Source organism: Sporosarcina sp. FSL K6-3457, from assembly GCF_038007285.1.
Classification (GTDB): domain Bacteria; phylum Bacillota; class Bacilli; order Bacillales_A; family Planococcaceae; genus Sporosarcina.
Map to the genome: position 1 here is coordinate 637,501 of NZ_JBBOWX010000001.1, position 20,601 is coordinate 658,101.

The window sequence follows — 20,601 nt, forward strand, 5'->3', positions numbered from 1 at the left end:
TAATACCTGTGAAGATGCAGGTTACCCGCGACAGGACGGAAAGACCCCGTGGAGCTTTACTGTAACCTGATATTGAATTCCGGTGCAGCCTGTACAGGATAGGTAGGAGCCTAAGATTCCGGAGCGCCAGCTTCGGAGGAGGCGTTGGTGGGATACTACCCTGGCTGTATTGGACTTCTAACCCATGCCCCTTATCGGGGCAGGAGACAGTGTCAGGCGGACAGTTTGACTGGGGCGGTCGCCTCCTAAAGAGTAACGGAGGCGCCCAAAGGTTCCCTCAGAATGGTTGGACATCATTCGTAGAGTGCAAAGGCATAAGGGAGCTTGACTGCGAGACCTACAAGTCGAGCAGGGTCGAAAGACGGGCTTAGTGATCCGGTGGTTCCGCATGGAAGGGCCATCGCTCAACGGATAAAAGCTACCCCGGGGATAACAGGCTTATCTCCCCCAAGAGTCCACATCGACGGGGAGGTTTGGCACCTCGATGTCGGCTCATCGCATCCTGGGGCTGTAGTCGGTCCCAAGGGTTGGGCTGTTCGCCCATTAAAGCGGTACGCGAGCTGGGTTCAGAACGTCGTGAGACAGTTCGGTCCCTATCCGTCGCGGGCGCAGGAAATTTGAGAGGAGCTGTCCTTAGTACGAGAGGACCGGGATGGACACACCGCTGGTGTACCAGTTGTCTTGCCAAAGGCATCGCTGGGTAGCTATGTGTGGACGGGATAAATGCTGAAAGCATCTAAGCATGAAGCCCCCCTCGAGATGAGATTTCCCATTACGCAAGTAAGTAAGTTCCCTCAAAGAAGATGAGGTTGATAGGTCTGGGGTGGAAGCGCGGCGACGTGTGGAGCTGACAGATACTAATCGAACGAGGACTTAACCTTATGTAAAAAGGGCAGGTTGGCCCTGATTTGTGAACTATGGAAGATTATTTTAGCTGAAATACGCTAAAAAATCTTAATGTCTCTTTTATTCAGTTTTGAGTGAACAAGCTCAGCATAGTCTGGTGACGAAGGCGAAGAGGTCACACCCGTTCCCATCCCGAACACGGAAGTTAAGCTCTTCAGCGCCGATGGTAGTTGGGGGTTTCCCCCTGCGAGAGTAGGACGTCGCCGGGCGCAAGGTCATTGCCAATAGGTAGTGGCTTTTTTTGTGTTTAAAAATAAAAACCATAGGTTTATCTCTTGAACTTGTTCAATGGAATGCGAGAAAGGGGAGGTGTGGTGGAGTTCGAGGAAGTGAAGGTAGGAGGATCGGAGCGTATGATATACGCGAGAACCGGACGACTGAAGCTGACGAAGAAATCCGCCGCGCATCGCCTTTCGCAGCCCGAACACGGAAGTTAAGCTCGCGCGCCGATGGTAGTTGGGGGTTTCCCCCTGCAAGAGTAGGACGTTGCCGGGCGCAAGGTCATTGCCAATAGGTAGTGGCTTTTTTTGTTGTCTAAAATAGTTAATATTACCCCGAAACAAAGTATAAGCGTTGAAAGCAGTAGCTGTTACTAATAAGTAATGGCTATTTTTGTATTTAAATTTAATGATCTTGTTGTTATATATACGGTACTACTTATTTAGAATTAACAAGGTAGCATCCCTCATTAGTACAACGAACAAATCTAGCGAAGGAGCGACAAGTGTGAGCCGGAGTAATAAGATTGACAGTGATCTTTCTGGTAGGCTTATTACGTGAGGCCATCACCAAGCGACAAAGCGGGTGGAAGAACATTCTATTTTTTTATACCGACTATATAGTTGGTGATTACTGGATGAATCACATGAAAATAGAGAGTTACAATTAGAATCCTGAAGTTGCAATTAAGATTGGGAATTCACAATTACAAGTTAGTCTTGGGCATTTACTGTATATTTTTTTGTGAATAGTACAAAAGTTATACAAGCTGGACCCTTCGCTGTCCAGCTTGCAATTACAGGTTAGTCTAAGACATTTATTGTTTAATTTTCATTCAGTATGTGAATCACTCCCACCCCTTGAATTCATTCGCTATCAACGATACGATAAAGGTTATGAAAGGGGTCATAAATATGCAAATGATGCTCATTATATTTACAATCAATATTGTTTATGTCACTTTCTTTACAGTACGCATGATTTTAACGATGAAAGGGTATAGGTATATTGCTGCTGCTGTTAGTATGGTAGAGGTTGTTATCTATGTAGTTGGGCTTGGCTTGGTGCTTGATAATCTAAATCAAATTCACAACTTAGTTGCCTATGCAGTTGGTTATGGATGCGGTGTTATTATAGGAACCAAGATTGAAGAAAAGATGGCACTCGGTTATATTACTGTTAATGTCATTACCGCAGAGGAAAATTTGAAATTACCGGCTATACTAAGGGAAAAGGGCTATGGAGTGACAGATTGGTCGGCCAATGGCCTGGATGGCGATCGATCAGCTATGCAGATTCTAACGCCACGTAAGTATGAACTAAAGCTTTATACGCTCATTAAGGAAATTGATCCAAAGGCATTTATAATTGCATATGAGGCAAAAACAATACATGGTGGTTTCTGGGTAAAATCAGTGAGGAAAGGAAAGTTGTTTAAATGAATCAAAAAAAGACTGTGTGGTTTGAAGTAGGAGAAGAAGAAAGTATTGATGACTGCTTGAAAAGAATGGCTGCGGATGGATATATGGTTGCTGGAAGGAAAGAAGAGCCGCTATTTACTGAAGTGAATGGCCAATATGTTCCTGTACGCCAGATAATCAAATTCAAAGGTATACTCACATGAGTAGAAATTGGTGAAAAGACGAACGATGGAAAAACTTAATATATTATCGTTCGGTTTTTACCGTTGACGAATGCGCTTAGTCTTGATAAAATGTGTAGTGTAAATAGAATCCCCATATATACTAAGGAATTGGCCTTAGTGTTTCTACCAGGGCACCGTAATGCCCGGACTATGCGGGAAAGCGACTTTTCAGGAAACGTAGCGAAGGGTGTGTGGGTACCAATGGGTGCAATCATCTTGACGCATATTTTAACGTCCTTGAATAATCTGCTTTTCACGTGTGTTGAAGAGCGGTTTATTCAAGGACGTTTTAACTTTTACAAGGGAAGTTTAAAGATTTCGGACTTGTATGGGACATACTGTATTTGGTTCTTTTTGTCCTCATTAATGAACTGTGATTATAAAGGAGCGGATTATAAGTGGAACCGAAAATCGGTGTGATTATGGGAAGCAAGAGTGACTGGGAAACGATGAAACATGCATGTGACATTTTGGACGAGCTTGCTGTTCCTTACGAGAAGAAAGTCGTCTCAGCGCATCGTACGCCTGATTTCATGTTTGAATACGCAGAGCAAGCCCAAGGACGTGGCATACAGGCAATCATCGCCGGCGCAGGTGGGGCAGCTCACTTACCAGGAATGGTTGCGGCAAAAACATTGCTTCCCGTCATTGGAGTACCTGTTCAGTCCAAGGCGTTGAATGGCATGGACTCTCTATTATCGATTGTTCAAATGCCAGGTGGTGTGCCAGTTGCTACTGTCTCAATTGGTAAAGCAGGTGCAATCAATGCAGGTCTACTTGCAGCTCAATTTTTAGGTGTCAATGATCCAGTACTAATGAAACGCTTAGAAGAACGTCGTCAACAAATGCGTGATATTGCATTGGAAAGCAGCGGTGATTTAGTATGAAAACCATTTTGCCAGGCCAGACAATTGGTATTATTGGTGGAGGTCAGCTGGGGCGGATGATGGGACTTGCTGCGAAAGAGGCGGGATTCAAAATTGCTGTACTGGATCCTGTTATGGACTCTCCTTGTGGCCAGATTGCCGATATCCGAATTGTTGCTCCTTATAACGATGAAGCGGCACTTGAGGAGCTTGGTGAGGTCAGTGACGTTATCACATACGAATTTGAAAATATCGATTATGAAGGCTTAAAAAGGCTTACTCAAATCGCGCATGTCCCACAGGGGGCTGAGCTTGTTCGCATTACACAGAACCGAATTAATGAAAAAGCAGAAATTATGGCATCGGGTGCCCCTGTTGCTAATTATGTGACAGCACAGACATTTGAAGAACTGACAACAAAAATTGCAGATGTAGGCTTCCCATGTATCGTCAAAACAGCATTTGGCGGTTATGACGGAAAAGGGCAAGTGAAAATTGAACGTGAAGAAGATTTGCATGAGGCGGAATCACTGTTTGTTCATTCAGCTTGTATCGCAGAAGCTTTCGTGCCATTTACAAAAGAAATTTCAGTCATTATCCAGCGTAATGCAGCAGGTCAATCCTATTGCCTACCCGTCGCTGAAAATATTCATAAAAACCATATCTTACACGAATCAATCGTGCCTGCGCGAGTAGATCAGAATGTCATTGTACAAGCTGAAGAGGCAGCGACGAAAATCGCTGATTATCTTGAACTTGTTGGAACGTTGGCAGTTGAAATGTTCGTTCTTGAAAATGATGAAATCGTCATTAATGAATTAGCACCACGTCCTCATAATTCGGGTCATTATTCGATTGAGGCTTGTAATGTTTCGCAGTTCCATCAGCATGTTCGTGCTGTTTGCGGCTGGCCGCTTCGCGAGCCGAAACTATGGGCACCGTCTATTATGGTGAATGTACTTGGTCAACATGTGGCACCACTTAAGAAAGTCGTGACGAATTATCCTGATTGGTCCATCCATTTATACGGCAAAGAGGAAGCGAAGGATAATCGGAAGATGGGACATGTGACCATCATGACGGACAATGTTGAAAAAATGCTAGAAGAGATTGAATCTACGGGCATTTGGGCGTAATAGGAGGATACTTATGATAGAGTGTCACACTTATCAAGCATTCGGTGCAAAATTTAAGCGGCTCCGTCTTGATTAAACATAAACAATTGATGTAGCTTTGCAAACTAATCTAATTCCATTTGGGAGGAAAAAAGACATGACGAAAGTAAACGTATACGTAACACTCCGTGAAAGTGTTGTTGATCCACAAGGAATTGCAGCGAAAGAAGCGCTTCAAACGATGGGTTATCAGGAAGTCGAAAACGTCCGCATCGGGAAATTGATTGAACTTGAACTAGCGGGTTCAGCGACAGAAATCGATGCACGTGTCAAAGAAATGTGCGACAAGCTTTTGGTCAATAAAGTTATCGAAGATTACCGATACGAAATCGGGGAGGTCGCGGGCAAATGAAGTTCGCTATTCTAGTTTTTCCGGGATCGGGCTGTGACATCGATATGCATCACGCGGTAAATGAAGTGCTAGGGAAAGACGCACAATATGTTTGGCATACAGAAGCGAATCTTGAAAACTTTGATGCAGTACTTATACCAAGTGGTGCATCATATGGCGATTATCTTCGCCCAGGTGCACTTGCACAAAGCTCACCAGCCATTGACAGCTTGAAAGCATTTGCGGCGTCAGGCAAACCAGTGCTAGGTGTAGGTAACGGCTTCCAAATTCTTGCGGAAGCAGGGCTTTTACCAGGTGCCTTCTTGCGCAACAAAGGTTTGAAATTCAGATCAGGTAAGGCGAAATTGACGGTCCACAATACGGATTCAAAATTTACGGCTGATTATAATAAAGGTCAAGAAATTACAGTTCCATTTGCGCATGAACATGGTAACTATTATGTGGATGAACAAACTGTTGCAGAACTAAAAAATAATAACCGTATTGTCTTTACATATGCGGATGGTAATGTGGATGGTAGTACCGAAGCCATTGCCGGCGTGTTGAATGAACAAGGAAATGTACTTGGCATGATGCCACTTCCTGAACGTGCAGTTGAGGAAATTATCGGAGGTACAGACGGATTGCCTCTATTCAATTCAATCTTAAAAAGGTGGAGTGAAAATAATGTCAGCCAAGCATGAACCAAGCACACAGCAAGTAAAAGATGAAAAGTTATACCTACAAATGGGAATGACCGATGAAGAATTCGAACTTGCAACAGATATGTTAGGTCGCCTTCCGAACTATACAGAAACAGGTCTATTCTCTGCTTTATGGTCTGAGCATTGTTCATATAAAAGCTCGAAACCAGTTCTTCGCAAATTCCCAACTGAAGGAACACGCGTCCTTCAAGGTCCTGGTGAGGGTGCAGGGATTGTAGATATCGGTGATAACCAAGCAGTTGTTTTCAAAATGGAATCACATAACTCACCGTCTGCTATCGAACCGTTCATTGGCGCAGCAACAGGTGCAGGTGGAGTTTTGCGTGATGTTTTCTCTATGGGATCTCGCCCAGTAGCACTTGTTAACTCATTGCGTTTTGGGGACTTAACAGATGCGCGGGACCGTTTTTTATTCGAAGAGGCGGTTGCGGGGATTGCTAGTTACGGCAATATCATTGGTATTCCTACGATTGCGGGAGAAGTACAGTTCGATAATTGTTATTCAAAACGTCCACTTGTCAATGCGATGGCTGTTGGTTTATTAAACCATGAAGATATTCAAAAAGGTGTGGCTTCGGGTGTAGGGAATACGGTGATGTATGCGGGCGCTACAACTGGACGCGACGGTATTCACGGTGCAACGATGTCATCATCTGAAGTAGCTGTGGGTGAAGATACGGCACCACCAGTTATGCAGGCAGGGGATCCGTACCTTGAGAAGCTTGTCATGGAAGCTTGTCTTGATCTTGTTAAATCAGATGCATTGATCGGAATTCAAGATATGGGTGCGGCGGGACTTACTTCGTCAGCAGCTGAAATGGCATCTAAAGCGGGTTATGGTGTTGAGTTGAATCTCGACTTAGTGCCACAACGTGAGGAAGGCATGACGGCGTATGAAATGATGCTGTCAGAATCACAGGAGCGTATGCTAATCGTTGTAAAACAGGGTCGTGAACAAGAAGTTATAGACATATTTGCGAAATATAATGTTGAAGCAGTCTCTATTGGTACCGTGACGGATGATAAAATGCTACGTCTACTTCATAAAGGTGAAGTCGTTGCGGAAGTATCGGCAGATGCACTTGCTGAAGACGCACCAGTTTACCATAAAAAATCTGAGGAACCTGCTTACTTTAGAGCGTTCCAAGCGCAAAAAATGACAGAACCTGTCGTCAAGGATTTGCAGGAAACATTGAAGGACTTATTGCAACGTCCAACGATTGCTTCTAAAGAATGGGTTTACAATCAATTCGATACACAAGCGCGCTCCAATACAGTCGTTGCACCAGGTTCATCTGCAGGGGTTATTCGTGTAAGTGGAACGAACAAAGGGCTTGCGATGACATCTGATTGTAACTCACGTTTTGTTTACCTAGATCCAGAAACAGGTGGGAAAATTGCAGTTGCGGAAGCGGCGCGTAACCTAATTTGTTCGGGAGCAGAACCGATTGCGATTACGGATTGCTTAAACTTTGGTAGTGCAGACAAGCCAGAAGTATTTTGGCAGCTTGAAAAATCAGCCGACGGTATTTCTGACGCGTGCATCAAGTTGAACGCACCTGTTATTAGCGGAAACGTTTCTTTATCAAATGAAGTGAACGGCGTTCCAATCTATCCAACACCAACGATTGGTATGGTTGGGCTTGTCCACGACTTATCCCAAGTGACAACAACTGCATTCAAGCAAGCTGGCGACGCAATCTATGTGATTGGCGAAGCAGGACTTGATTTTGGAGGTAGTGAACTTCAACAGATGACAGATGGTACTATTTCTGGTCAAGCACCGGCAATCGATCTTGACGTTGAAGCGGCTCGTCAAAAGGCAGTGTTGACAGCGATTCAGGAAGGACTTGTTCAATCTGCAACAGATTTATCTGAAGGTGGATTTGCTATTGCACTTTGCGAAAAAGCATTCGATGCAGAAGGTCTTGGCGCGGATGTAACAGTCGCAGGATCTGCTGTTACGGCATTGTTCAGTGAAACGCAATCTCGTTTTCTTGTCACTGTTAAAGAAGAACATACAGCAGCATTTGAAGCGGTTGTAGCAGATGCGATTAAAATTGGTGCAGTAACGGCTAGTGATCGAGTTGTGATCAACGGTGAAAACGGTGTGTTAATTGACGGGGCGGTTGAAGAATTCCGTTCTGCTTGGAAAGGGGCTATCCAATGCTTGCTGAACTCAGAGGCCTAAACGAAGAGTGCGGTGTGTTTGGCATTTGGGGTCATGTAGATGCGGCGCAGATCAGTTATTATGGTCTGCACGCATTACAACATCGTGGGCAAGAGGGCGCTGGTATTGTGACGAAAGACGGTAAAAAGTTACATGTCATTAAAGGCGAAGGCCTGGTCAACGATGTGTTCTCAGGTAATGAGATTGAAAATTTAAAAGGTAGTGCTGCTATTGGGCAAGTGCGTTATTCATCGGAAAATGGCAGAGGCATTGAAAATGTGCAACCACTTGTTTTCCGCTCAACGACGGGCAGTCTATCTGTTGCTCACAATGGTAACATTGTCAATGCAGTTGAATTGCGTGAGCATCTTGAGCGTCAAGGTAGTATTTTTCAAACCAATTCAGATACAGAAGTACTGGCACATTTAATCAAAAGAAGTAGTGGTTCTTTAAACCAGCGTGATCGTGTGAAAAAAGCATTGGCGATGTTAAAAGGTGCGTTTGCTTTTGTTATTTTAACAGATGATGGGCTGATGGTAGCACAGGATCCAAATGGTTTACGTCCACTGTCTCTTGGGAAAATGGGCAATGCTTGGGTTGTAGCGTCAGAAACATGTGCGTTCGATATTATTGGTGCAGAATGTGTTCGTTCGGTTGAACCAGGTGAACTCATTATCATCAATGAAAAAGGACTTCACTCTGAACGCTTTGCTCCAGCAGCAGATTCAGCGATGTGCTCAATGGAATATGTCTATTTTGCGCGTCCCGATTCGGATATTGATGGCATTAATATTCACATGGCACGGAAACGTTGTGGAAAACAGCTGGCACGTGAAATGGCACATATTGAAGCGGATGTTGTCACAGGCGTACCCGATTCGAGTATTTCGGCGGCTATTGGATTCTCAGAGGAAAGTGGTATACCTTACGAACTCGGACTTATTAAAAGTCGTTACGTAGGTCGTACGTTCATCCAACCTTCTCAGGAATTGCGTGAGCAAGGCGTTAAAATGAAACTGTCTCCTGTGCAACAGGTTGTCAAAGGAAAACGAGTTATCGTAGTGGATGATTCGATTGTTCGTGGGACAACGTCTAAACGTATTGTGAGGATGTTGAAAGAGGCGGGGGCAACAGAGGTTCATGTTGTTAGTGCTTCACCTCCACTCGTCAATCCATGTTTCTATGGTGTGGATATTAGCACGGATTCAGAATTGATTTCAACGAATCGTACGATTGAGGAAGTTCGTGAGCTCATTGAAGCTGATTCATTAACATATTTGTCACCTGAAGGCATGTTGAAAGCGATTGGCCGTTCAGATAGCATGAAAAATTGTGGACAATGTTTGGCTTGTTTCACGGGAGAATACCCAACAGAAATCTATTCAGATACAGTTTTACCACATAAAAAAGAAATCGTTTGATAGGGAGGCTTTTGCATGTCGAAGGCGTATGAAAGTGCAGGGGTAAATATTGAAGCTGGCTATGAGTCAGTTGAACGGATGAAGTCGCATGTTGCACGCACTGCACGTATTGGTGTTGCAGGAACGTTTGGCGGTTTTGGCGGGATGTTCGATCTTTCAGCGCTCGATTATAAAGAGCCAGTTCTTATTTCAGGTACAGATGGTGTCGGAACGAAGTTGAAGCTCGCATTTATGGCAGATAAGCACGACACAATCGGTATCGACTGCGTAGCTATGTGTGTCAATGACATTGTTGCCCAAGGTGCAGAGCCACTTTACTTCCTCGATTATATTGCACTAGGCAAAGCTGTACCTGCAAAGGTTGAAGCGATTGTTAAAGGAATTGCAGATGGCTGTGTCCAATCAGGTGCGGCGTTAATCGGTGGAGAAACAGCAGAAATGCCAGGTCTTTATGAAGTCGATGAATACGATTTGGCTGGCTTTGCCGTTGGTGCTTGTGAAAAGAGCAAGATTGTCACAGGTGAGAAAGTTGCTGCTGGCGATGTGATTGTTGGGATTGCTTCAAGCGGTATTCATTCCAACGGTTATTCTTTGGTTCGTAAAATTGTTCTTGAAGATAACGGCTACGCAATTGATGGTGTTATTGACGGCTATGAGGATCTTGGAACAGTTGGCGATGCACTTCTTGAGCCGACTAAAATCTATGCCAAGCCTGTTCTACAAATGCATCAGGAATTAGATGTCCATTCTATGGGGCATATTACGGGCGGAGGATTCTTTGAAAACTTGCCACGTATGTTTGCCGATGGATTTGGAACAGAAATTGACCTTGGTTCATGGCCAGTGCTTCCAGTATTCAATATGCTGAAAGAAAAAGGCGAGCTGTTGGATAAAGATCTGTATAGCGTCTTCAATATGGGTGTTGGCTTTGCTGTAGCACTTCCAGCTGATCAAGCAGATCGTGCAATTGCCATTGCAGAGCAGCATGGGGAAAAAGCGTACAAAATTGGACGTGTTGTAACAGGTGAAGGCGTTACATTCATAGGCGATCATGATGGAAGTCTTGCCAAATGACTCAAAAAATAAAAATTGCCGTTTTCGCATCTGGAAGCGGCAGTAATTTTGCGGCAATTGCAGAAGCCTGTCGACTAGGTGAGCTAAACGCTGAAATTGTCCTCATGGTGACGAATAAGCCCGAAGCCTATGTCGTCGAACGTGCTGAACAAGCAGGTATTCCAGTTGCAGCATTTCGACCAAAGGAATTTAACACAAAAGATACATACGAAGAAGCAATCCTTGAAGCACTTCGTGCGTCCGGGGCAGAATGGCTTGTCTTAGCAGGCTATATGCGACTCGTTGGACAACCTTTGCTAGAGGCGTATCCTACCAATATCGTCAATATCCATCCATCCCTACTGCCATCGTTCCCAGGAATCGATGCCATTGAACAAGCCGTCGAGCATGGCGTCAAAGTAACAGGCGTCACAGTTCACCTTGTCGATGAAGGAATGGACACAGGAATGATTTTGGCACAACGCGCTGTCGATGTTGTCGATGGCGATGTAAACAAAACAGCAGAAGCCATTCACGCTGTTGAACATGATCTATATAAAGAAACATTAAATAGACTTTTTAGCCGGTAACTATTTTACCGGCTTTACTTATAATTAGACTACCAAAGTTCAAGGGACATAAAAACCGGGGGCCTATAGGATGCCTTTTCTTATAAAAAGGTTGAGACGGTCATAATGGCGTCCATGGCGGTCATAATGACATCCGTGGCGAGCATAACGCATCCCATGGCGGTCATAAATAGTGTCAGCGACTGGTAACGAATTTCAAAGGAATCTTTAATTCAAAAATGGAGGGTTTATTCGTGAAAAAACGTGCACTGCTTAGCGTATCAGACAAAAGTGGTATTTTGGAATTTGCAAAAGTGTTGGAAGGTCTAGGCTACGAACTATTATCTACAGGCGGAACAATGAAGCACCTAGCGGACAATGGCGTTGCTATCACAGCTGTTGACGCAGTAACAGGCTTCCCTGAAATTATGGAGGGCCGTGTGAAGACACTCAACCCAATGATTCACGGGGGATTGCTTGCGAAACAAGATGACCCATCACACATCGCACAAATGGAAGAGCACGGCATTCAGCCAATCGACATCGTTTGTGTCAACTTGTATCCGTTCAAAGAAACGATTTCAAAACCGGATGTGTCAACTGATGATGCTATCGAAAACATTGATATCGGTGGACCAGCCATGCTTCGTGCTTCTGCGAAAAACCATGCATACGTGACGGTAATCGTCGATGCAACAGATTACGACCAAGTCATCGCCGAATTAACAGCAGATGGCCAAACGACACTTGCAACACGCAGACGTCTTGCCGCAAAAGTATTCCGTCACACAGCTGCATACGATGCACTCATTTCAGGTTACTTAACAGACCTTGCGGGGGAAGAATTCCCAGAGCAGGTTACGTACACATATGAGTTGAAACAACCATTACGTTATGGTGAAAACCCACACCAAAAAGCAGCATTTTACAGTCGTCCACTTGGTTCTGATTTTTCAATTGCCTATGCACAACAACTACATGGTAAAGAATTATCGTACAACAATATCCAGGATGCTAACGCAGCGATTCAAATCGTCAAAGAATTCGAAGGACCTGCTGCAGTTGCGGTGAAGCATATGAATCCTTGTGGTGTTGGAACAGGGGAAACGATTTTTGATGCATTTAATAAAGCATATGAAGCAGACTCGACATCCATTTTCGGCGGTATCATCGCATTAAACCGTGAAGTAGACGCGGCAACTGCTGAAAAACTATCGGGTATCTTCCTTGAAATTATCATTGCACCTGCTTTCACAGAAGAGGCAATTGACATCTTGACACAGAAGAAAAACATTCGCTTGATGACGATTTCGTTTGATCAAAACAAAAAAGATAAATGGAATACAGTTTCTGTTGAAGGTGGATTGTTAATGCAAGAGCCAGATGCTTATGGTTTTGCGGATGCAGACATTAAAGTTGCAACAGATCGTGAGCCCACAGAAGCTGAATGGCAAGCGATGAAATTGGGCTGGGCAGTTGTCAAGCACGTCAAATCAAATGCCATTGTTGTAACAGACGATCATATGACACTTGGTGTGGGTGCCGGGCAAATGAACCGCGTTGGCGCAGCAAATATCGCATTGACACAGGCGGGTGAACGTGCGAAAGGTGCAGCACTTGCATCGGATGCATTTTTCCCAATGGACGATACAGTCGAAGCCGCGGCGAAAGCGGGCATTACGGCGATTATCCAACCAGGTGGATCAGTGAAAGACGAAGATTCTATTAAAAAGGCAAATGAATACGGCATTACGATGGTATTTACAGGCGTCCGTCACTTTAAACATTGAGGAGGAACTAAATTGAATATACTCGTTATCGGGAGCGGTGGGCGTGAGCACGCGATTGCTAGACAGTTCAATGTCTCCCCTTCAGTTAAGAAAGTATTTGTAGCACCTGGTAATGATGGCATGAAAAACGATGCGCAATGTGTAGACATTGACGCGTTGGATTTTGCAGCACTTGTTTCATTCGCGAAAGAAAATCAAGTGGATCTGACATTTGTTGGCCCTGAACAACCGCTTGGCGAAGGAATCGTTGATTTCTTTGCTGAAAATGGCTTGAAAGCATTTGGGCCGACGAAAGCTGCGGCGCTTATCGAAGGCAGTAAATCGTTCGCAAAAGAGCTAATGGCGAAGTACGATATTCCAACAGCTGGCTACGGAACGTTCACGGATGCTGAAGAAGCGAAGGCGTTTATTCGTGAAAATGGTGCACCGATTGTTGTGAAGGCGGACGGTCTTGCAGCAGGAAAAGGTGTTATCGTTGCCATGACGTTGGACGAAGCGCTTGACGCGGTAGATGATATGATTGGTAATCAAAAGTTTGGTGAATCGTCGTCCCGTGTTGTCATTGAGGAATTTTTAGATGGTGAGGAATTCTCGTATATGTCATTTGTCCATGATGGACAGATTTACCCAATGGTGATTGCACAAGACCATAAGCGTGCTTATGACGGTGATAAAGGACCGAATACGGGAGGCATGGGTGCCTATTCACCTGTTCCACAAATTTCGGATAGTGTTGTACAAGAGGCTTATGACAAAGTGGTTGTTCCGACGGTTGAAGCAATGGCGGCAGAAGGAACTCCATTTACGGGAATTTTATATGCGGGGTTAATCCTGACAGATAAAGGGCCGAAAGTCATTGAATTCAATGCACGTTTCGGAGATCCTGAAACACAAGTCGTTTTGCCACGTATGGCATCTGATTTTGGTGAATTCATGGCGGCGTTGATGGACAGCAAACCGTATGATCTCAAATGGCATGATGAAGCAATGCTAGGCGTTGTCATTGCGGCTGATGGTTATCCAGGCGATCTTGTCAAAGGGGCGGCATTGCCTGAACTTAATGGTTTGACTGCACAAGGCTTGGATGTTTTCCATGCAGGTACGAAAGCAAGTGGTACTGGCTTTGTCGGCAACGGCGGCCGTGTCCTTCTAGTAACGGCACAGGCGGATTCATTGAAAGAAGCGCAAGAAAAAGTATACAAAGGCTTGTCTGGACTCGAATGGAACGGTTTCTTCTACCGAACAGATATTGGCTGGCGTACGTTTGAATAAAAATAGTCCTCAACTCATCAGATGATGGTTTGAGGGCTATTTTTCTCTTTTTGAAGTTATTTGTTCAAGATCTTTTGACGCTTTATGATAAATAACCTTGCATTATCTACATTTTAAAATCTAAACAAGTTATCTTTATCTCATCTTTATATCGTTATGATATGCTTTTCAAAAGTACTAACCATTTTGACTCTGTGAGGGAGATATATGCAAAAAACAGTATTAATTGTAGAAGATGAAGATATTTTACGTGAAATAGTGAAGGATTATTTATTGAATGAAGGATATGAGGTACTAGAGGCAGTAGATGGAAATGAAGCCTTGGACATTTTTGAAGAACATGAAGTGCACCTAATTATTTTAGACATTATGTTGCCTGAATTAGATGGATGGTCTGTTTGTAGACGAATTCGTAAATTATCTGATGTGCCTATTATTATGTTGACAGCTCGTATGGATGAAGATGATACGTTACTTGGTTTTGAATTGGGGGCTGATGATTATATTACAAAACCATACAGTCCGCCAATTTTATTGGCAAGAGTAAGACGATTAATGGATAGTCGATATTCATCCGTAGGTAAGGTGCCTAATGAAGATACTTTAGTTAGTGGTGGTATCCATGTCCATTTCCCTTCACGAACAGTGACAGTAGATGGAGAAAGTATAAGTTTGACACATACGGAATTTGAAATATTAACATATTTGATGCGGAATTCAGGGATTATTATTACGAGAGAACAATTAATCATTAAAATTTGGGGTTATGAATTTGCAGGAGATGATCGCACAATCAATAGTCATATCCGTAATTTACGTCATAAATTAGATAATAAAGCAAGTAGTATTGTAACTGTTATTCGAGCTGGTTATAAATTTGAGGGGAAAGCATGAAAATAGGAATTGTATCAAAATTATTTATGCTAACAACATTATTAGGTATGCTTATTTTAGCAACTATTTTTATTGGACTAACCATGTTTTTCAAGCAATATTATGCTAACCAAAAAGTAAGTGATATTAAAACGAGTATTCAATCCTTTGAAAAAGAGTATTTGAAGGCTGAAGAGGATGGATCAATCATTCAAAAGCTAGAGCAGGATTTTTACCAGGAAAATACAACATGGATTACAACATTGGATAGTGTAGGAAATATTAAGTATGCAAATGATTTTTCTATAGAAGTTCATTTAATCTCTTCAGGAAATAAGGATTTCTCTAATCGTGTAATTAAGATTCCATTGTATAGCCTGATTGGTTTAGAAGATATTGAAAGGCTAAAGTTTAATCTTGAACAGGGATCTTTAATTATGATTGATGGAATAGAAGAGGGTGATACAGTTATTCCTGTTATCTTAACAAGAGAAAACGGCCAATTTACATTAGAAAACAAACTGTTATCAGATAAGCTATATGGCAAAAAAGCCACAATAGAACCTTCACTAAAAGATAGTTTGCCAATTTATTTTAGAGGCCAAATTAAGAAGCTACACTTACCACTGGGGTCGGTAAGTTCAAATATATATTCAAATCGTATTCTTATAGAAAGAATAAAACAATTTCAAGTAAATCTTTTGTTAAATGAGAATTATAATAGTGAATCTGAAATGACGGACTATAAGGAAAATGATATTAATTATAAAATATTTATTAAACCAATAAAAGATACGACTGGCGAAACAATATATATTTTTGCTATGACATCGCTACAACCAGTTGATGAAGCTGTACAAATGTTAAAAGGTTATTATGTGTATTTAATACTGTTTGTATTGCTACTTGTTGTGCTGGCATCCTTTTATTATTCAAAAAAGATTGCTAAACCATTGTTACAAATAAACGATATGACAAGTAAGATTGCAAACTTGGATTTTTCGGAAAAAATACCCATTGTGTCAAAAGATGAGATTGGTACGCTATCACATAATATCAATACACTCTCTGCTACTTTGAATAAGCATATTGATCAATTGCAACAAGATATAGAAAAAGAAAAGCGATTAGAACATACACGTAAAGAATTTATTTCCGGGGTTTCGCATGAATTAAAGACCCCTTTAAGTATTATGAAGAGTTGCATTTCCATTTTGGAGGACGGTGTTGCCGGTCATAAAAAAGATTATTATTTTAAAGCAATGTCAAAAGAAGTGGATAAAATGGATATGTTAATTGTTGATATGCTTGAATTGGCCAAATTTGAATCTGGCACGTATAAAATGAAAATGGATGTCTTCTATATTGATCAGATCATCGAATGCCTATGTGAGCAATTAGCTATAGACATAAAAAATAAGCATTTACATGTCCATAAACAACTTTCTACTAGTAAGGTCGTTGCAAACCAACATCGGATTGAACAAGTTATGACGAATTTTATTACCAATGCGATTCGTTACACGCCGGAAAATGCACGTATTATCATTTCCACAATAGAAGAAAATGAGTGTGTAAAAGTGTGTGTAGAAAATAAAGGGGCTCATATTAAGCAGGAACATTTGGGGAAAATATGGGATCGTTTTTATCGTGGAGATATGTCTCGTCAACGTTCGAAAGGAGGAACAGGATTAGGGCTTGCTATTTCAAAGAATATTTTAGAGCTGCATGGTGTGCGGTATGGTGTTTTGAATACTGAGGATGGAGTGATGTTTTTCTTCTATCTAAATAAAGAAGTATAGACAATTTATATTTATCTGAGCTATTTGTTCAATACCTTTACAAAAGGTTTTAAACAGATGGCTTTTTTGTTTGCAATACTCATCCATGCAAGTCAGAACATCATTTTTTATTCTTTAAATGATATTGATATCATCTTCATCTCATCTTTATCTCTCGCCATTAATCTATTCAAAGTAATAGAAAACTTATTGATGGAGGTATATTATTATGACAAAAAAACTATTCTTAGGTGTGTTAATTGGCGTCATTGCACTATTTGTAGCAGCTTGCGGAAGCAAACAGAATGATAACCAGACAGGTCCTGTAGATGCGGAGGGCCCGTATAAATCTTTTTATCATAACAGCATTTTTTTTGGAGATTCACTTTTATTAGGTCTATCTGATGTGTTAGGGGACTCCAATGTTATTGCTAATGCAGGTGCCACAGCCCTATTCTCTATTGAAAAAGTAGACAAAATTGCGGATAAAAAACCTGAACATGTATATATCATGTTGGGGTCAGATGATTTGTTGATGCCTGTAGATAATCCAAAGAAAGACTACCTGGAAAACTACGCTAAATTGATAAAAAAGATGAAGGAAAAAATGCCGAATGCAAAGATACATGTAACATCGGTTACTCCAGTGACTACAGAAGCAATGGAGAGAGAACCACGGTATAAAAATATCCCGGATTATAACGAGGGACTTGAAAAGTTGGCAGTAACAGAGAAGATTGATTACATCGATTTATCCTCTATATTTGAAGAACAGCAGAATCTGTATAGTGAGGACGGGATCCATTTTGAGGAAAGCTTTTATCCTCTTTTCCTGGACCATATTAAAGAGCATATCGACTTCTCAGACGGAGTGCTTGAGTAAAAATGAAAACGATGATCAATAAAACTAGGAAAAACCGATATATGCCTGGGTTAGATGGGATAAGGGCGTTCGCTGTATTTGCAGTGATCGCCTACCATCTCAATTTCGAATGGGCTTCTGGAGGATTTTTAGGCGTAACTATATTTTTTGTCTTATCTGGCTATCTTATTACAGATCTATTGATTAGGGAATGGGGGAATACTGGACGGATTAACTTGCGGAATTTTTGGAGCAAGCGTGTCAAACGTTTGCTGCCAGGACAGATCCTTGTATCAATAGTGGTGGTGTGCTGGATGGCCCTGTTTCATTTCCCTCAATTGGCTAATCTATGGGGGGATTTGCTAGCAGCGTTTTTTTACATGACAAATTGGTGGTTCATTTTTAATGATGTTGGCTATTTTTCTAACTTCGGACAACCTACACCTCTGTTACATTATTGGTCTTTGGCTGTCGAGGAGCAGTTTTATCTGGTTTGGCCAATTCTGCTCTTACTAGGACTCCGTTTCGTTCGCAAACGCAGGATTTTGATTGGGTTCATCCTCATTGGTGCATTGGTTTCTGCACTTGCAATGGCATTTCTCTATCAACCGGGGTTACTGGATACAAGTAGGGTTTATTTTGGGACAGATACCCGTGCGTTTGCTTTGCTGATTGGCGCAGTACTTGCGATATATTTACCTAGCCAACTGTTTGAGGAGAAGATTGGTGACAACAAATGTCTGCGCATTTCATTGGATATCATCGGGACAATCGGTTTTACCATTCTAATTTGGATGATATGGCAGACCAATCAGTATGCCGCTTTTCTCTACCGCGGTGGAATGGTCCTTCAATGTATTGTTGCAGCTACAGTAATAGCCGCAGCCATTCACCCATCCACTTGGATTAGTAAAATTTTAGGCGGCAAGCTACTGCGCTGGTTTGGTGTTCGTTCATATGGAATTTATCTGTGGCATTACCCTATCTTAGTCTTGTTTTCCCCCGGGGGGGGAGGGGGAAATTCCATCGTTCACATTCTCATACAAATTGGTATGACTCTCCTTTTCGCTGCGATTTCCTGGCGATTTATTGAGCAACCAATTCGTTATGGAACGGTAGAAAGCATGTGGAGCAAGATGCGCCCTACCAAAAATCCCGTTAACAAATAATAGCCCTCAAAATCATCAGATGATGGTTTGAGGGCTATATTTCTCTTTTTGATGCTATTTGTTCAAGATCTTTTGACGCTTTTTCTTTATAGTTTGGTTTACCTTCAGAGGTGAAAATGTCTATTGCAATTTTCATATACTTTTCAGCAGAACTATAATCCTCTATTTTCTCATATGCTCTTGCCAATATATAAAAGTTTCTTCCCCGCATGTAAGATAAATAGTTCATGTCTAAGTATTCATTTGATGAATTTGTTATAGCAATGACCTGGAGATACTTCTCTTTATAAAATAATTGGGAGGCATAGTTGTATCCTACTCGGACAGGAAGTGTGGGATCATCATACTGATTATTGAATTGAACGCCTTCAAATGCTTGTGCAAAGTAATCGCTAGCTTCTTTTTTCTGTCCTAGTGATTTACAAATTAAACCTAGACTATTCAACATAGATAATTCTGTTTCAAGAATAGCCTTTTGGGGAATGTGCTTTATTAAAAGTTCTTTTGCCTTTTCAGGTTCGCTTTTTAGCCTATGGATAACAATTGCTTTATGCCATATAAGAAATAATTTATCCTCCTTAATCACTTCCCTATTTTTATTGATGCTATCACTTAGTTCATCGAGTAAAAAAGAAAAACTTGCATAATTTTTAGTATAAACAGGGTTCCTACAACGCTGTTTTAAAAATAGTATTGAGCTTTTATCATTATTTTGTGATTGTTCTTCAAACAGCATAGATAGTGGGATATTCATTTTTTTACATAGCTCATCAATGATAAATAAGTTTGGTATCCATCATATTTAAACACCCCCCTTCACAAGGGAGTGCTAACCACCCAATAGCTTTATGCAACTGATGTTCTTTTTTATCATACTGGTAAATGATAAGATATATTTTATTAAGAGACAAAACAGATATTGGCTGGCGTACGTTTGAATAAAAATAGCCCTCAAATCATCAGAAGATGGTTTGGGGGCTATTTTTATTGAACATTGCTTTTTATACTTTTTTATCCTCTAATTTCTGCTGCAGTAAAGGTAATTGGTCCGCTGAGTACAATATTTGCACCAGCACGTATTGATTGTGCAGTTAAAAAGTATTTTGCATTCGCTTTATTTGTAGTTACTGGGTCAACGTGCATTACTGTCATAATTTGATTGAAATCATCATCGTTTGTTCCAACATTATCAATTTCAACATAGTTATCATAGATAATATTTGCTGGGACGATACTATCTTTGTAAATTTTAATTCTAGCAAAATCTGCAGTAAGAGTCTCATTAGATAAATGAAATATCCCATTCAACCAGACTAAATTTCCAGCTGCTACAGAATTTAATGTTACTTCTGCGACTATGGTAGGAGGATCCAAAAGTAAGGTAGCAATGATGGGAAGGGGAAGAGTAGAGTTTTGGGTATCAAAAGCAAATCCCACTAAATTTCCAGCTCCAGCTCGTCCACCTAATTCTGTAACATTCACATTGACTGTTTGTGTCGGGTTTCCAATATTAGTGAATGAACTAGTATCTGTATCAGTTTGAGCTTGTCCCTGAGCCTGAGCCTGAATTTGAGCTTGAACCTGAAGTTGCTCTTGTGTTTGTTGTTGAATCTGTAATTGAGCTTGAAGTTGTTCTTGTGTTTGTTGTTGGAGTTCTAGCTGAGCTTGAAGTTGTCCTAAATCACTCCTACAATCATCATCGTAATCATAATTATTTTTTTGGTATTTACTCATAATGTATCACCTCCTTTCTTATTCGTTTTCATTGGTTCTA

General features: G+C 41.6%; 18 protein-coding genes, 2 rRNA genes and 1 riboswitch (1 of these 21 only partly in view). Of the genes, 18 read left to right on the forward strand and 2 right to left on the reverse strand.

What is annotated here, in order from left to right; all coding sequences use genetic code 11:
* The 18 genes from N1I80_RS03120 to N1I80_RS03205 form a co-directional block, all read left to right on the forward strand.
* A 23S ribosomal RNA gene (locus tag N1I80_RS03120) occupies positions 1-881 on the forward strand; it begins 2,052 nt to the left of the window's first position.
* Positions 882-999: 118 nt separating this feature from the next.
* Positions 1,000-1,115: ribosomal RNA gene (gene rrf / locus N1I80_RS03125) — 5S ribosomal RNA — on the forward strand.
* A gap of 924 nt (positions 1,116-2,039) precedes the next feature.
* Positions 2,040-2,567, forward strand: coding sequence for a DUF2179 domain-containing protein (locus tag N1I80_RS03130; protein WP_340736503.1), 528 nt, complete (start codon positions 2,040-2,042; stop codon positions 2,565-2,567).
* The gene (locus tag N1I80_RS03135) at positions 2,564-2,749 is read left to right on the forward strand and encodes an NETI motif-containing protein (protein ID WP_340736504.1); all 186 of its coding nucleotides are present in this window, start codon (positions 2,564-2,566) and stop codon (positions 2,747-2,749) included. Before N1I80_RS03130 ends, N1I80_RS03135 begins: the two co-directional genes overlap by 4 nt.
* A gap of 92 nt (positions 2,750-2,841) precedes the next feature.
* Positions 2,842-2,941: riboswitch (purine riboswitch) on the forward strand.
* 227 nt (positions 2,942-3,168) lie between these two features.
* Positions 3,169-3,657, forward strand: coding sequence for a 5-(carboxyamino)imidazole ribonucleotide mutase (purE, locus tag N1I80_RS03140; protein ID WP_340736505.1), 489 nt, complete (start codon positions 3,169-3,171; stop codon positions 3,655-3,657).
* Positions 3,654-4,772, forward strand: coding sequence for a 5-(carboxyamino)imidazole ribonucleotide synthase (gene purK, locus N1I80_RS03145; RefSeq protein WP_340736506.1), 1,119 nt, complete (start codon positions 3,654-3,656; stop codon positions 4,770-4,772). The genes purE and purK overlap by 4 nt, the downstream gene beginning before the upstream one ends.
* A gap of 136 nt (positions 4,773-4,908) precedes the next feature.
* Entirely contained in the window at positions 4,909-5,163 is a 255-nt protein-coding gene (gene purS / locus N1I80_RS03150; protein ID WP_340736507.1) for a phosphoribosylformylglycinamidine synthase subunit PurS, read from the forward strand.
* A complete protein-coding gene (gene purQ, locus N1I80_RS03155; protein WP_340736508.1) occupies positions 5,160-5,846 on the forward strand; it encodes a phosphoribosylformylglycinamidine synthase subunit PurQ in 687 nt (228 codons plus the stop codon). The genes purS and purQ overlap by 4 nt, the downstream gene beginning before the upstream one ends.
* Positions 5,830-8,058: a phosphoribosylformylglycinamidine synthase subunit PurL gene (purL, locus tag N1I80_RS03160; protein ID WP_340736509.1), complete on the forward strand. Its 2,229-nt coding sequence runs from the start codon at positions 5,830-5,832 to the stop codon at positions 8,056-8,058. Before purQ ends, purL begins: the two co-directional genes overlap by 17 nt.
* Positions 8,034-9,458, forward strand: a complete 1,425-nt coding sequence (gene purF, locus N1I80_RS03165; RefSeq protein ID WP_340736510.1) for an amidophosphoribosyltransferase — start codon at positions 8,034-8,036, stop codon at positions 9,456-9,458. Before purL ends, purF begins: the two co-directional genes overlap by 25 nt.
* A 15-nt stretch (positions 9,459-9,473) precedes the next feature.
* Complete coding sequence (purM, locus tag N1I80_RS03170) at positions 9,474-10,532, forward strand: phosphoribosylformylglycinamidine cyclo-ligase (protein WP_340736511.1); 1,059 nt, start codon at positions 9,474-9,476, stop codon at positions 10,530-10,532.
* Complete coding sequence (purN, locus tag N1I80_RS03175) at positions 10,529-11,101, forward strand: phosphoribosylglycinamide formyltransferase (RefSeq protein ID WP_340736512.1); 573 nt, start codon at positions 10,529-10,531, stop codon at positions 11,099-11,101. The genes purM and purN overlap by 4 nt, the downstream gene beginning before the upstream one ends.
* Positions 11,102-11,334: 233 nt before the next feature.
* Positions 11,335-12,870, forward strand: coding sequence for a bifunctional phosphoribosylaminoimidazolecarboxamide formyltransferase/IMP cyclohydrolase (purH, locus tag N1I80_RS03180; protein WP_340736513.1), 1,536 nt, complete (start codon positions 11,335-11,337; stop codon positions 12,868-12,870).
* Between the two features lie 12 nt (positions 12,871-12,882).
* On the forward strand, positions 12,883-14,142 hold the full coding sequence (purD, locus tag N1I80_RS03185) for a phosphoribosylamine--glycine ligase (protein WP_340736514.1): 1,260 nt from the start codon (positions 12,883-12,885) through the stop codon (positions 14,140-14,142).
* Between the two features lie 207 nt (positions 14,143-14,349).
* On the forward strand, positions 14,350-15,036 hold the full coding sequence (locus N1I80_RS03190; RefSeq protein WP_340736515.1) for a response regulator transcription factor: 687 nt from the start codon (positions 14,350-14,352) through the stop codon (positions 15,034-15,036).
* The gene (locus tag N1I80_RS03195; RefSeq protein WP_340736516.1) at positions 15,033-16,817 is read left to right on the forward strand and encodes a HAMP domain-containing sensor histidine kinase; all 1,785 of its coding nucleotides are present in this window, start codon (positions 15,033-15,035) and stop codon (positions 16,815-16,817) included. The genes N1I80_RS03190 and N1I80_RS03195 overlap by 4 nt, the downstream gene beginning before the upstream one ends.
* Before the next feature lie 208 nt (positions 16,818-17,025).
* On the forward strand, positions 17,026-17,679 hold the full coding sequence (locus tag N1I80_RS03200) for a GDSL-type esterase/lipase family protein (protein ID WP_340736517.1): 654 nt from the start codon (positions 17,026-17,028) through the stop codon (positions 17,677-17,679).
* A gap of 2 nt (positions 17,680-17,681) precedes the next feature.
* Positions 17,682-18,827: an acyltransferase family protein gene (locus N1I80_RS03205; RefSeq protein WP_340736518.1), complete on the forward strand. Its 1,146-nt coding sequence runs from the start codon at positions 17,682-17,684 to the stop codon at positions 18,825-18,827.
* A 34-nt stretch (positions 18,828-18,861) separates the two neighbouring features.
* Here N1I80_RS03205 and N1I80_RS03210 read toward each other — a convergent pair whose 3' ends face one another.
* Positions 18,862-19,581 carry a hypothetical protein gene (locus tag N1I80_RS03210; RefSeq protein ID WP_340736519.1) on the reverse strand — a complete coding sequence of 240 codons (720 nt, stop codon included), beginning with the start codon at positions 19,579-19,581 and terminating at the stop codon, positions 18,862-18,864.
* Positions 19,582-19,838: 257 nt separating this feature from the next.
* Positions 19,839-20,561: a hypothetical protein gene (locus N1I80_RS03215; RefSeq protein WP_340736520.1), complete on the reverse strand. Its 723-nt coding sequence runs from the start codon at positions 20,559-20,561 to the stop codon at positions 19,839-19,841.
* Positions 20,562-20,601: the final 40 nt, after the last annotated feature.

Coding starts and splice junctions, on each gene's coding strand:
- N1I80_RS03130 (WP_340736503.1), top strand. CDS start 2,040: ATGCAAATGATGCTCATTATATTTACAATCAATATTGTTTATGTCACT.
- purF (WP_340736510.1), top strand. CDS start 8,034: ATGCTTGCTGAACTCAGAGGCCTAAACGAAGAGTGCGGTGTGTTTGGC.
- N1I80_RS03135 (WP_340736504.1), top strand. CDS start 2,564: ATGAATCAAAAAAAGACTGTGTGGTTTGAAGTAGGAGAAGAAGAAAGT.
- purM (WP_340736511.1), top strand. CDS start 9,474: ATGTCGAAGGCGTATGAAAGTGCAGGGGTAAATATTGAAGCTGGCTAT.
- N1I80_RS03200 (WP_340736517.1), top strand. CDS start 17,026: ATGACAAAAAAACTATTCTTAGGTGTGTTAATTGGCGTCATTGCACTA.
- purN (WP_340736512.1), top strand. CDS start 10,529: ATGACTCAAAAAATAAAAATTGCCGTTTTCGCATCTGGAAGCGGCAGT.
- N1I80_RS03190 (WP_340736515.1), top strand. CDS start 14,350: ATGCAAAAAACAGTATTAATTGTAGAAGATGAAGATATTTTACGTGAA.
- N1I80_RS03215 (WP_340736520.1), bottom strand. CDS start 20,561: ATGAGTAAATACCAAAAAAATAATTATGATTACGATGATGATTGTAGG.
- N1I80_RS03210 (WP_340736519.1), bottom strand. CDS start 19,581: ATGAATATCCCACTATCTATGCTGTTTGAAGAACAATCACAAAATAAT.
- purQ (WP_340736508.1), top strand. CDS start 5,160: ATGAAGTTCGCTATTCTAGTTTTTCCGGGATCGGGCTGTGACATCGAT.
- N1I80_RS03195 (WP_340736516.1), top strand. CDS start 15,033: ATGAAAATAGGAATTGTATCAAAATTATTTATGCTAACAACATTATTA.
- purS (WP_340736507.1), top strand. CDS start 4,909: ATGACGAAAGTAAACGTATACGTAACACTCCGTGAAAGTGTTGTTGAT.
- purK (WP_340736506.1), top strand. CDS start 3,654: ATGAAAACCATTTTGCCAGGCCAGACAATTGGTATTATTGGTGGAGGT.
- purL (WP_340736509.1), top strand. CDS start 5,830: ATGTCAGCCAAGCATGAACCAAGCACACAGCAAGTAAAAGATGAAAAG.
- N1I80_RS03205 (WP_340736518.1), top strand. CDS start 17,682: ATGAAAACGATGATCAATAAAACTAGGAAAAACCGATATATGCCTGGG.